We start from the raw sequence: 14,237 nt of genomic DNA on the forward strand, positions 1-14,237 counted from the left end.
CATCTCACAAAACAACACCAACGGAACTATGAAGCTTATTATTTTATTTTTCAGTCTATTAATAATCTCCTGCGGTTCTAAAGAAAAAACCTCAAGAAAGGATGATTATACAGGCACCTCAGAAAAGACAATTTCGCAGAATAATACGCTAATTAATTCGAAACTATCTTTTGAAAAAACTCAAGACAGCTTAAGAAAAACTCTTCTAAACTCTAAACCAAACGAGAATCTAAAATCTAGTATTTTACAAGAATTATATATTAGAGGACTTGTAAACCAAGTAGATGATAAAATTAAATTTAACCTTCCTTTTAATCTTCATGGGCTTGATTGCGGAACTCCCGATTGCTATTCAACCGATATCTTGTTTGAAATTACAGCCAAAAACCCCATTATCTTTCCAGAAATAATCAATTTTAAATTATTAGAACACGGATGCGATATTGAACAAGAGATAACCGAAAGCGGAGTATTTAAGCTTGTGGAGCAATCATCAAAATACGTTAATTATTATTCGGAAAATCAGAAAAGCAACTTAATTATTCTTAACGAAAAAAGAGCGCTCTATTATTTTACAGACGTTAAACCGAATATCATAAAAATAAATTTATTAGATAAAATATTTGACGAATACAGCGAACTTAATTTAAACGCTCTTACACCTTACCAATCGACCATAATGACGACAAATGAATATGAGAATTTTATAGAAGGAGAATAAATCTCTTTAGGTTTATCTTCAAATCTTATTTTTGTTCTACAAACTGTTTATTCTGACAAGTTAAAATCTTGATTTTATCAAAAACAGCTATTAACCATCCTTAACAACTCCTCTGCTAAAAATTCTCTTTAAAAAGCACCATAAATCCTAAAAAACAATACACTGCATAAATCGCGTTAGGGATAGAACGGCATGTTTGAAATCCTTTTTTCGAAAATATTAAAACTACATTTTTCGAGACAACTTAACTTTAATAATATACAACAACCTTAAAACAAGCCTAGAGCCCTTCGCAAAAAGATTGAGTAGTGATAGCCCGACCCTTTTCGGGTAACGCCCAAAAACAAAAAAACCTCACATAAATGCGAGGTTTTTGATATTTTAAATACTTGATTATTTACTCAAATACATTTTTCTGCGTGCGTATAAATCGTAAAAAGCATCATCTTTTAAACCGTCTATAAACAGTATACTTTCGCCTGTACTTTTCATTTCTGGTCCTAGTTTTTTATTCACATTATGAAACTTATCAAACGAAAATACTGGTTGTTTTATAGCATAACCTTTAAGTTTTGGTTGGAAATTGAAGTCTTTTACTTTCTTCTCTCCCAACATCACTTTTGTTGCGTAATTTACGTAAGGTTCATTATAAGCCTTTGCGATAAATGGCACGGTTCTAGAAGCTCTTGGGTTGGCTTCAATAATATAAACCTTGTCGTCTTTTATGGCGAATTGAATATTTATTAAACCAACTGTATTAAGCGCCAATGCGATTTTATTGGTATGATCGATAATTTGCTGCATTACTAAATCGCCTAAATTAAACGGTGGCAATAAGGAGTTACTATCGCCCGAGTGAATTCCACAAGGTTCGATATGCTCCATAATCCCGATGATGTAAACATCTTCGCCATCGCAAATTGCATCGGCTTCGGCCTCAATTGCTCCATCTAAATAATGATCTAGAAGTAATTGATTACCTGGCATCCTGCTAAGCAAATCTACTACGTGCTTTTCTAACTCTTCTTTATTGATTACAATTTTCATTCCCTGACCTCCAAGAACATATGATGGACGAACTAAAATTGGGAAATCTAACACATCGGCAATAGCAGCAGCTTCGTCGGCTGTAGTTGCAATATCGAATTCTGGATAAGGAATATTGTTTTCTTTTAACATATTTGAAAACAAACCACGATCTTCGGCTAAATCTAAAGCCTCAAAGCTGGTTCCTAAAATTTTAATACCGTATTTGGTGAGTTTTTCGGCTAACTTTAAAGCTGTTTGCCCACCTAATTGCACAATTACGCCTACTGGCTTTTCGTGTTTAATAATGTCGTAAATATGCTCCCAAAACACAGGCTCAAAATACAATTTATCGGCTGTATCAAAGTCGGTTGAAACCGTTTCTGGATTACAGTTAATCATGATAGTTTCGTAACCACATTCTGCAGCTGCTAAAACCCCGTGAACACAACAATAATCGAACTCGATACCTTGCCCTATTCTGTTTGGTCCAGACCCTAAAACAATTACTTTTTTCTTATCGGTAACAATAGATTCGTTGTCTGCATAACGTTTACCGTCTGCCGTTTCCATATCACTTTCAAAAGTTGAATAGTAATATGGTGTTTTAGCTTCAAACTCGGCCGCACAGGTATCTACTAATTTGTAAACACGGTTTACACCTAATTCTTCACGTTTATTATAAACTTGACTTTCTAAACAGCCCAACATGTGTGCTATTTGGCGATCGCCATATCCTTTTTGTTTTGCTTCTAACAATAAATCTTTTTCAATGGTATCGATTTTAAAAGTAGAAATTTCGTTTTTAATAACGTGTAATTCCTCGTATTGCTTAAGGAACCACATATCAATTTTGGTGATCTCGTGAATTCTACTTAATGGAATACCCATTTCGATTGCATCGTAAATTATAAAAACACGATCCCAAGAGGCATACGTTAGTTTTTCAATAATTTGCGCGTAATTTTTATTCTCTTTACCATCAGCTCCTAGTCCGTTACGACTAATTTCTAGAGATTGCGCTGCTTTGTGTAAGGCTTCTTGAAAAGAACGCCCAATCCCCATAACTTCACCTACGGATTTCATTTGAAGCCCTAAAGTTCTATCAGAACCTTCGAATTTATCAAAGTTCCAACGTGGTATTTTTACAATTACATAATCTAGTGTTGGCTCGAAAAGTGCTGACGTAGATTTTGTAATTTGATTTTTTAATTCATCTAAATGATACCCTAATGCCAATTTTGCAGCAATTTTCGCAATTGGATAACCGGTTGCTTTACTTGCTAATGCAGAAGAACGTGATACACGTGGATTAATCTCGATAGCAATAATATCTTCATTCACATCTGGAGATACAGCGAACTGTACGTTACACCCTCCTGCGAAATCACCGATACTACGCATCATATGGATAGCCATATCACGCATTTTTTGGAAAGTTCTATCACTTAACGTCATTGCTGGCGCTACAGTAATTGAATCTCCAGTATGAATCCCAATAGGGTCCATATTTTCTATAGAACAGATGATAACTACATTATCATTTGAGTCCCTAAGTAACTCAAGCTCATATTCTTTCCAACCTATTAAAGCTTTATCAATCATTACTTCGTGGATTGGAGAAATCTCTAATCCGCGTGTTAATAACTCATCAAAATCTTCTTCTTTATGAACGAAAGATGCACCTGCACCTCCTAAAGTAAAAGAAGCTCTAATAATTAATGGAAAACCAAATTCCTGAGCAATTTCTTTACCTTTTAAGTAAGATGTAGCCGTAGCCTGAGGCGCCATTGGCACTCCTATTTTAAGCATCAACTCTCTAAACTGCTCTCTATCTTCAGTAATATTAATAGCATCAATATCGACACCTATAATTTCTACATCAAAATCTTTCCAAATTCCTTTTTCATCAGCCTCAATACATAAATTTAATGCCGTTTGCCCACCCATTGTTGGTAAAACAGCATCTATTTGAGGATGCTCTTTTAAAATCTGAATAATTGATTTTGTTGTTAAAGGAAGCAAGTAAACATGATCGGCCATAGAGGGATCGGTCATGATAGTCGCTGGGTTAGAGTTGATTAAGACGGTTTCAATTCCATCTTCTCTAAGTGATCGCAAAGCTTGGGTTCCCGAATAGTCAAATTCGCAAGCTTGTCCAATTACAATTGGCCCTGAGCCAATAATTAATATCGATTTTAGTTTTGGATTTTTTGGCATTTTTACTCGTTATTTATTGTCACTTAATGAATTGCAAAAATAGTAATCAGTTGACATAAAAAAAGGCGTTACACTTAAGTAACACCTTTAATTTATCAACAATTGTTAATCATTTATTTCTTATGTCTAGTTTCAGTAGAAACAGATAATTTTTTTCTTCCTTTAGCTCTTCTACGTGCTAATACTTTTCTACCATTAGCAGAAGCCATTCTTTCTCTAAAACCGTGCTTGTTTCTTCTTTTTCTTTTAGAAGGCTGAAATGTTCTTTTACTCATTATCTTGTATCTTTAAAACTGAATTGTATGTTTAAACTTTGGCTTTGGTAATTCTCCAAAACTGACGGCAAATATACGAAGAGTTTTCACTTTGACAAATGTTATTAGAAAAAAAAATATAATATTTTTATTCTAAACAAAAACAATGACAAAACCGCAATATATTTGACTTCGTTGGTCACTTTTATGATAAAGGTATCATTTGTTTTTCATAAAAATTTAGTTTCTTTGCACAATTAATAGTTAAATAGGAGGAAATTTTCTTCTAATTTCATACCAAAACTCAACCATGTACAATAAAATCATAAAACTTATTATCGCTGCCGGAATTATCGCTTTTGCTGTTTATCAATTTACAGAAAGCTATATAGGTAACGGTATTATGCTTATTTTGCTATCTCTTATATTTATTTTCTTATATTTTAAAAATGAATTTATTTTACTAGCGTTTTTAAAATTAAGAAAACAAGATTTTGAAGGCGCAACAAGATGGCTGAATAAAATTAAAAACCCAGAAATAGCTTTAGTAAAGAAGCAACAAGGGTATTACAACTATTTACATGGTATTATGGTATCTCAAACTAATATGAACGAGGCCGAAAAATATTTTAAAAAAGCACTAACATTAGGTTTATCTATGGATCACGATTTAGCGATGGCTAAATTAAACTTAGCTGGTATTGCTTTTTCTAAGAAACGAAAAATAGAAGCTCAAAAATTACTTACCGAAGCTACTAAATTGGATAAACAAGGTATGCTAACCGAACAGATTAAAATGATGAAGGATAACATGAAACGTGCCGTTGGACCTAACCAACACTATGGTGCTGGAGGTTCTGTAAGATCTCAAAAACGTAGAGGATAAATATATTTACATCGTCTTAAATAATCAATTTATAGATTATTAAAAAATTAATTAAACCTGAACAATAGCTTTATTGTTCAGGTTTTTTTTGATTTATCTATTTTATTTGAGTGCATCGCTATTTCCTAGCGAAACACGAGAAAACTCTTTAACCACAAAAAGTTTAATCTTTTTTTATTTTAATTGTAATATTTAAAGAAAAAAGCAGACAAATTGTAAACAACAATTATATGTTAAGATAAAACATAACAAAACGGAATTACTTATCTTTGCAGACTTAAAAATAAGATTTTTTTCGCAAATGAAAATGGATAATAACATAGAAGAACACGATGCTTTAGGCGAAGATCATGTTGGAACATCATCGAACACGCCTTTAAGAAATGATGCTTTTAAGCTTTCTGATTCAGAAAAAATAGACATTATTAAAGACGATGTCCGTCATATTATGGAAACGTTAGGGTTAGATTTAACCGACGATAGTTTAAACGGCACTCCAAATCGCGTTGCCAAAATGTTTGTAAACGAAATTTTTAGCGGTCTAGATCCAAAGAAAAAACCAAAAGCTTCAACTTTCGATAATAAGTACAAGTACGGCGAAATGCTTGTTGAAAAGAATATTACGGTATATTCAACTTGTGAGCACCATTTATTACCAATTGTAGGAAGAGCACATATTGCTTATATTTCTAACGGTACCGTAGTTGGTTTATCTAAAATGAACCGTGTTGTAGATTATTACGCAAAACGTCCGCAAGTACAAGAACGTTTAACCATTCAAGTTGTAAAAGCACTTCAAGAGGTTTTAAATACAGACGATGTTGCTTGCATTATAGATGCCAAACATTTATGTGTAAACTCTAGAGGTATTCGCGATATTGAAAGCAGTACTGTAACATCTGAATTTGGTGGTAAATTTAAAGAAGAAGCAACTAGAAGAGAGCTTTTAGAATATATTAAATTGGAGACTAAGTTTTAGAAATATTTGTTGTTTGGGTGAAGTATATACTATAAAACAGACACATTTAGAAGTCATTTTCTAAATATGACATTATATAAGAACTTAACAACATAATAACTAAACAGTAAATAGTATTTCAAATTAACAACAACCCATTAACAACATACAACAATGCAACTTTTCGAGCATAACCCTATAAAAATATACAATACACTTACAGGAAAAAAAGAAACCTTTAAATCTATTGAGCCAGGTTATGTTGGCATGTATGTTTGCGGCCCAACGGTTTACAGCAATGTACACTTGGGAAATGTAAGAACATTTATGTCGTTCGATATGGTGTTTCGCTACTTAAAGCATTTAGGATATAAAGTGCGCTATGTACGTAATATTACCGATGCTGGACATTTAGAAAATGATGCTGATGCTGGTGAAGATAAAATTACAAAAAAAGCAAGATTAGAGCAAATAGAGCCTATGGAAGTAGTACAACGCTACACCGTAGATTTTCATAATATATTAAATACGTTCAATTTTTTACCGCCAAGTATTGAACCTACAGCGACGGGACATATTATTGAACAAATTGAATTAATTTCGACTATAATTGATAACGGTTTTGGATACGTAGTGAACGGATCTGTATATTTTGATGTTCATAAATTTAACAAAACTCACGAATACGGTATATTAAGTAAACGTAAGTTAGAAGATTTAATACACAACACTCGCGAACTCGAAGGACAAAGCGATAAAAAAAATCCACAAGATTTTGCGCTTTGGAAAAAAGCCGAACCTCAGCACATTATGCGCTGGCCTTCTCCTTGGAGTGATGGTTTTCCTGGCTGGCACCTAGAATGTACTGCGATGAGTACAAAATATTTAGGTGACCAATTTGATATTCACGGTGGTGGAATGGATTTAAAATTCCCGCATCATGAATGTGAAATAGCTCAAAATGAAGCAGCTAAAGGCAAATCTCCTGTAAATTATTGGATGCATGCAAACATGTTGGAGTTAAACGGACAACGCATGTCTAAATCTACTGGAAACACCGTGAATCCAGATGAATTACTTTCTGGAAACAACCAGTTTTTCAGTAAAGCCTATGCGCCAAGTGTCATTCGTTTTTTTATTGCTCAATCTTCCTATAGAAGCGTTCTAGATTTAACTAATGATGGTTTATTAGCCAGTGAAAAAGGATTTTATAGATTAATGGATGCTGTTAATTTATTAGATAAATTAGAAGCTTCAAAAACATCTTCTATTGATATCAATGCTTGGAAACAATCTTGCTACGATGCCATGAATGACGATTTTAATTCACCTATTTTAATTGCAAATTTATTTGAAGCGGCAAAATACATTAACCAAATAAAAGAAGGTACTGAAACCGTTTCTGCTGAAGATTTAAACATATTAAAAGAAACCGTAAACATTTTTGTTTTTGATGTTTTAGGTTTGGAAAATTCAGCTAAAAATGATTCAGGAACTGATAAATTATCTGGAGCTGTAAGTGTTTTAATAAAATTAAGACAAGATGCTCGTGCTAACAAAGATTTTGCTTTATCTGATAAAATACGCGATGAATTAGCCGAAGTTGGCATTGTATTAAAAGATGGTAAAGATGGTACAACGTATTCGGTTAACTAATATGTTGTCTTTATTCGTTTAAAGCGGAATCCAATTTAGATTTTAAGACTTTTGAATCTATATATTATGCTGAAAAAACTCTTAGTAGCACCATTTATATTCATAATAAAGGTCTATCAAAAACTGATATCACCATTAACGCCAGCAACCTGTAGATTTCATCCTACTTGTTCACAATACTCAAAAGAAGCTTTAGAAAAACACGGCTTAATTAAAGGCGGCTGGTTAGCTATAAAACGAATTTTTAGTTGCCATCCTTGGGGTGGTTCAGGTTATGATCCCGTTCCAGAGAAGGATGATAAACAGAAAAAAACTCACTAATACTATTTCAGGTTTTTAAAAACGCAACAAATTGATCTTGATTTCCATAAGAAATCACAACCTCCTAGTATCAAAAATCAACTTTACAAAAGTCTTCTTCTTCTAAAAAAAACATTAAAAGAGTTTGAATTCTTACAAACACGAGTTTTTATTCCTTCAAAAAAATAACCAAATAATTACATAACTATTTGATTATTAGTAGTTATTTTATTATTTTTATTAAATCTCTAATAAATAATTTCATTTTAAAGAGACTCTCCAATAATTTTTTTAATAGCAAAAGTGATGTCTACCTCCTATTTTAATTGAAGTAGATCGTCATTATGGTTTCATATTTCTAAGAAATCAAACAATTGATATTTTGAGCTATAAATAACTAATTTAATATGAAAATTGCAAGCAAAAAACAAAATGAACTATAGTCTTTTTTAGTTCTTAACACTAATTCACCTCGTTTTTGCTTTCACTTTCTGTTAATGCTATTAAAAAAAAAATGACTAAAAAAGCTAAAATTGTAGGCATTGCACACGACGTGAAAACGGTAAACTTCGTTATGCCAAATACCTTAACCAAAAAGTATGAACTAAAATCGTACATCGAAGTATCGGAAACCCGCTCTAGCAATAACATTAACACCATCGATTTAGATATAAACGACTTGGTTGCTATTCAATTTACAGACCAAACGGAATGGATTGGCCATCCAGCAGATGTTCAGGAAATTTACGACAAAAAAACATTAAACCAACGCTCGATTAATAGCAACGACTATGTTTTCGACACTCAAATATCGCATGAGGATGTTAGTCGTGGCTATATAAAACGTGCTCTGGTAAAAGTGTTTAGCGTATTTACACCTTCTACCAAAGTAGAAGAAGTTGCTATAACGGTTTTAGCTGAAGCATATGATAAAAAAACGCAACCTCATCCTGGAATTTATCAATTAGACGCTAGTTTCAATAAATCGAAATATAAAATCCCTACGGATACTTCCTTACCTTTTTTACTATTAATTCACGGCACATTATCTACAACTCTTGATGCTTTTAGTCAATTAAATAAAAACACCGAAACTTGGAATTCCATCCACAGTATTTACGGCAATCATATAATTGCTTTAGAACATTATACCCTTTCGGTTAGCCCGTTACAAAATGCATTAGATTTTCTAGAAGCTTGTCCAAACTCGATTACTATTGATATTTTAAGCCATTCTAGAGGTGGTTTAGTTGCCGATATTTTAGCAAAATGCGATTTCAGAAATAAAATTAAAGGTTTTAGCACATTAGAGATAGGTATTTTAAAAGGTGATGAAGAAAAAGAGAATAGAGTTTTAATGGAGGCAATTAATGTAATTGTTCAACGTAAAAAAATCACTATTAATAAAGTGATACGTGTAGCTTCTCCTGCTAGTGGAACAACTATTTTATCAAGAAGAATTGATCATTATTTTAATTTAGTTTTGAATGCGGTTTCTCTTGCCTTCGGTGTTACCAATCCGTTATATCATTCGGTAAAAGCTTTTCTTTTAGAACTTGTAAGCCAAAAAGAGAATCCCGAAGTTTTACCCGGGTTAAACAGTATGATGCCAGAATCGTTATTTCAGAAAATGCTAAATATTTCGGACACCACCGTAGCTAGCGATTTATACAATATTGCTGGTGATGCTGAAATTGGTGGCATAAATTTTAATTCTCTTAAAGTTATTCTTGCCAATTTATTTTATTTAGAAGCAAATGATTTGGTCGTGGATACACGCCGTATGGAACATGGGGTGATTAGAAATGATGGTATCTACAAATTCATATCTAAAAACAGTGAAACTAATCACTTTAATTACTTTTCTGAAAGAGAATCTAGAGCAGCTATTTTAGATGCCATAAAAGCTTCTGAAGGTTCACCTGCACTTTTATTTACAAAAGAAGTTTATAGCGAAGGTAAACGCGGAATTTTACTCGATAAACTTTCCATGGAAGGCATTAGTATCCGTCCAGAAATTATCACGCGCGACGTTGTTATTTTAATTCCGGGTATTATGGGGTCTACCCTTTCTAGAAGCAACGAAAACCAATGGGTTGACATGCGAAAGCTAAACCAAGGTGGCATACCCAAAAACTTAAATATTAGCGCTACAAATGTTGATGCTAGCGGTGTAATTATTAAATATTATAATGAACTAGCCAACCATTTATTAGATCAATATGATGTTATAACGCTTGAATTTGATTGGAGAAAATCTGTAAAAGAAGCAGCCAAGGTTTTAAAAACTGAAATTGAAAACATCATTAATCATCATAAAGTTAAAATTCATATTATAGCACATTCCATGGGCGGTTTAGTTGCTCGCCAATGTATGATGAGTCATGCCGATACATGGGCGCAATTCAAACAAAATCAAGCCAACAGGTTTATTATGTTAGGCACACCATGGCTAGGTTCTTATTTAATTATGGAAGTACTTACTGGGCATAGTGGTCGTGTTAAACAATTGGCTGCTATCGATTTTAAAAATGATAGAAGCGATTTATTAAGAGTGTTTTGGAAATTCCCAGGAATATTTGAATTACTGCCAATAGAAAAAGAATCTGATAGACATTTTTGGGAAGAAGATTTTTGGGAAAAATTAGATGATAGTGCTAATTTAAAACACATGCCAAAACCTTCTAGTAACACAAAATCTTTAAGTGAGTTTGAAACTTATCGAGATGATGTTATCAGCTTTTTGGATAATTTAAATGATTCTGATTTTAACAATATCTTTTATATCTGCGGTCAAGCCGATAAAACGGTTTTCGACTATACATTAAAAGATCGTTTTCTTTCAAGAGATAAAAAATTAGTTTATAAAGCAACATCGCACGGTGATGGTAGCGTTACTTGGGCCACAGGCATACCAAAACAATTACTAAACAGTAACAACTTATACTATTCGCAAACCACACATGGCGATTTAGCGAATGAAGATTACATTTTTCAAGGCATAACAGATATTTTATCTACAGGAAGCACTAATGCGCTTAGTACACAAAAACCAAGTAATAGAGGAAGTGAAATTATTTCGGAAGTTTATGAATCGGTAGAACCAATCTTTGATTCCGAAGCTGTAGTAAACGCCATTTTCGATGTTAAAAAACAAATAAAAATAGAAACAGAATCCTTTAACGTAAAGGTTATTCATGGCGATTTAAAAGTAGCCTCCTACCCTGTTATGGTTGGGCATTTCTTTATGGATTTAATTTTAAGTTCGGAAAAAGCCTTAGACGATTATTTAAACAGCAGATTATCGCAACGTATGGGAATTGGTTATTACCCCGGCCAAGTTGGAGAAAGCGAAGTGTTTTTTAATTTAAATACACAACCTAAAGGCGCCGTTGTTTGTGGTTTAGGAAGTCCAGATGCACTTACATCATTCCTACTTGCTAAATCCGTTAAACAAGCCGTATTGAAATACGCTATGTTTATGCGAGATAATTACACCTTGCCTAGAGCTAAAAAATATGCAAAAGGCATCTCGCTAGTATTAATGGGTATTGGTTATGGACAATTACCTGTAGAAGAATCTATTAAGGGCATACTTTTAGGTATTGCCAATGCAAACAAACAAATTAAAGAAACTGAAGAAGGCTTACAATGTATTAAAAATATTGAAATTGTAAATTACTATGAGTCAGTAGCCAGCGAAGCTTATTTCAGTCTATCTAGATTGCAAAACAATGATGACCGCTTAAAATTTAGATTAGAAAAAGGAATAACCAAACGTACTGGTGCTAAAAAACGAAACATATTCCACAATGACGAATACGAACGTTGGTTCAACCTTCATATTGATAGTGTTAAAAATGACAATCTAATCTGTGAAAATAATGAAGGAATTACAGGTTTTAAATATTATTCCTCAACGGGACTAGCACGTGTTGAACAAGAAATGGTAGGCATTGGTTTACATAAAATAAATCATTTAATAAAAGAAATGTCTACCAGTTCTACCTGGGATACACGATTATCAAAATCCTTGTTCGAAATGCTTGTACCTAACGAGTTTAAAAACACCTTTAGAAATCAGAACAATTTAATATTAAAATTAGATAAATACGCAGCCCAATTACCTTGGGAATTACTTCACGATAGCCATACTACAGATGTACCTGGCTCGGTAACCTCAAGTTTTATTAGGCAATTAATAACTAACGACTCGGTGCGTTTTAATCAAGTATCTTTAAATAATATTGAGGCTTTTGTTGTTGGAGACCCTATGTATTACCAAAACGATTTACCCCAATTACCAGCTGCTAAAGTAGAAGCCGAATGGGTTGCAAATACACTAAAAAATGCATCATATAATGTTAATGCCCTAATAAATTCAACGGCAAAAAATATTATGATGGAGTTATTTAGTAAGCCATACAAAATGATGCACTTTGCCGGACATGGCATTTACGATCCAGAAAATTGCAATGTTGGCATCGCTATAGGAAATGGTATTTGCATAGATCCAGCCATGATAAACCAAATTGGTTATGTACCCGAATTTGTATTCATAAATTGCTGTTACTCGGGAACTTTAAACGCAAAAGATGATGCCTACAGCAAAAACAGATATCGTTTGGCAGCTAACATTGGCACACAACTTATAGAAATGGGTGTAAAAGCTATAATTATTTCGGGTTGGGCTGTTAATGATGGAGCTGCAAAAGTATTTTCGGAAACCTTTTACGAAAAAATGTTCAAAGGCTATGCTTTCGGTACAGCTGTGCAAAAAGCGCGTTTAGAATGCTTTCAAAAATATAGAAATTCTAATACTTGGGGAGCTTATCAATGTTATGGAAATCAATATTATAAATTTCAAAACCAATTAAAATCTAACCATCATACACACGAATATGTAGTTGCTTCACAGGTTTACACCGATTTAGATAATCTCTTTATTACCATTAGAGATAAAAAGGAAGATCATTCATCGGCTCTTAGAAAGCTGGACCAATTTATTGATCGTGCCGAGGCATCTAATTTACTAGACGCGGTAGTTTTAGAAAAAGAAGCTATGATTTATGATGAATTGGGCATGTCTGGCGTGGCTTATCAAAAATATAAAGACCTTTTCGAATTTGATAACGGCAACTATTCAATTAAAGCATTAGAACAATATTGTTCCGTACAATCCTATCGCTTAGGAGAAGATGTTAAATTGGCTAAAAAAGATAACAAAAGTCAAACAATTCCAGAAATTATTTCAACCTATTTAAATGAAATAAAACTTCTAACACTCGCTGGAAAAAACCCAAGCCGATTAAATATAATTGCCAATGCTTACAAAAATTCTGCTATTCATTTAGAACCTAAAGAACGTATTGATCAGTTAAAAATGGCATATAGCTTTTATAAAGATGCACTAATAATTTCTAAAGACCAACACAGCGGTCAATATCTAGATGCCATTTCTAACATGATATATATTGGGCGATTTTTAGAACAACTAGGCGATAAAAAATTAATGGTTCGTTTTAAAGAAAATAAGACTTTCTCTAAGATTAAAAACCTTGAAAAATACTTAACGGATTTTTATGCTGAACTAGATGACTACGATAAAGCCGATCTAGATGTTTCTGTACTTATAGGTATGACCGAGATAAGCTATACCTTAATTTTAATTAACTCGAAAAACATCAATAAAGAGGAACAAAATATATTAAAGTGGTACCGAAAAATATTCAGCCAATTGTACAGTCCGCGCTATATAAACATTGAAGTTTCTCAAATCGATTTCTTTCTAGGTTATGTTGAAGATCCAAAAACCCGTAAAAGCCTAAATTACATTAAAAGTGAATTGAATAAATACTAAAAATCATGAAAAACTCCTCAAAAATTATCGTTTTAATAAGCTTATGTTGCTTTCTAACATCATGCTATTCTGTGCGTTTACGCAGTATTAATGGAGCTTACCAACCCGACCCGCTTTCCACAAGGACCGATTATTATCGCAATATGGCGGTTACAGAATTAGACACCGTAATTAAAATAGATATCTCCTCTAAGGATTTCACCCTTCTTATAAAAGAAACTGAAAGATGTAAAACAGGTAAACTACATACTGTAGAATTTCGAAATACTTTTGGTGGTTCTTTACTTAGTATGGTCACTTTTGGCCGAAAACGTAAAATGAAAATTAAATACGTATGCATGCAACCAACAAACTAA

The 14,237-nt window shown here is 32.9% G+C and carries 9 protein-coding genes; 7 read left to right on the top strand and 2 right to left on the bottom strand.

The window, feature by feature from the left end; genetic code table 11:
- Window positions 1-28: 28 nt before the first annotated feature.
- A complete protein-coding gene (locus M4I23_RS09410) occupies window positions 29-721 on the top strand; it encodes a hypothetical protein (protein WP_249754222.1) in 693 nt (230 codons plus the stop codon).
- A gap of 393 nt (window positions 722-1,114) precedes the next feature.
- Here the strand turns inward: M4I23_RS09410 and carB are convergent, their stop codons facing one another.
- Window positions 1,115-3,967 (bottom strand): carbamoyl-phosphate synthase large subunit, encoded by a 2,853-nt coding sequence (carB, locus tag M4I23_RS09415; protein ID WP_158844061.1) that lies wholly within the window; start codon window positions 3,965-3,967, stop codon window positions 1,115-1,117.
- Window positions 3,968-4,080: 113 nt separating this feature from the next.
- Window positions 4,081-4,242 carry a 50S ribosomal protein L34 gene (rpmH, locus tag M4I23_RS09420; protein WP_042495769.1) on the bottom strand — a complete coding sequence of 54 codons (162 nt, stop codon included), beginning with the start codon at window positions 4,240-4,242 and terminating at the stop codon, window positions 4,081-4,083.
- A gap of 289 nt (window positions 4,243-4,531) precedes the next feature.
- Between rpmH and M4I23_RS09425 the strand changes: the two genes are divergently transcribed.
- From M4I23_RS09425 to M4I23_RS09450, 6 genes are all read left to right on the top strand, one after another.
- The gene (locus tag M4I23_RS09425) at window positions 4,532-5,107 is read left to right on the top strand and encodes a DUF2892 domain-containing protein (RefSeq protein ID WP_249754223.1); all 576 of its coding nucleotides are present in this window, start codon (window positions 4,532-4,534) and stop codon (window positions 5,105-5,107) included.
- A 301-nt stretch (window positions 5,108-5,408) separates the two neighbouring features.
- Window positions 5,409-6,086 carry a GTP cyclohydrolase I FolE gene (gene folE, locus M4I23_RS09430; RefSeq protein WP_158844065.1) on the top strand — a complete coding sequence of 226 codons (678 nt, stop codon included), beginning with the start codon at window positions 5,409-5,411 and terminating at the stop codon, window positions 6,084-6,086.
- Window positions 6,087-6,239: 153 nt separating this feature from the next.
- Entirely contained in the window at window positions 6,240-7,721 is a 1,482-nt protein-coding gene (gene cysS / locus M4I23_RS09435) for a cysteine--tRNA ligase (protein ID WP_249754224.1), read from the top strand.
- A 66-nt stretch (window positions 7,722-7,787) separates the two neighbouring features.
- Window positions 7,788-8,042 (top strand): membrane protein insertion efficiency factor YidD, encoded by a 255-nt coding sequence (gene yidD / locus M4I23_RS09440; protein WP_249754225.1) that lies wholly within the window; start codon window positions 7,788-7,790, stop codon window positions 8,040-8,042.
- A gap of 493 nt (window positions 8,043-8,535) precedes the next feature.
- Window positions 8,536-13,881: a CHAT domain-containing protein gene (locus tag M4I23_RS09445; protein WP_249754226.1), complete on the top strand. Its 5,346-nt coding sequence runs from the start codon at window positions 8,536-8,538 to the stop codon at window positions 13,879-13,881.
- 5 nt (window positions 13,882-13,886) lie between these two features.
- The gene (locus M4I23_RS09450) at window positions 13,887-14,237 is read left to right on the top strand and encodes a hypothetical protein (protein WP_249754227.1); all 351 of its coding nucleotides are present in this window, start codon (window positions 13,887-13,889) and stop codon (window positions 14,235-14,237) included.

Source organism: Algibacter sp. L4_22, assembly GCF_023473045.1.
Taxonomy (GTDB): domain Bacteria; phylum Bacteroidota; class Bacteroidia; order Flavobacteriales; family Flavobacteriaceae; genus Algibacter.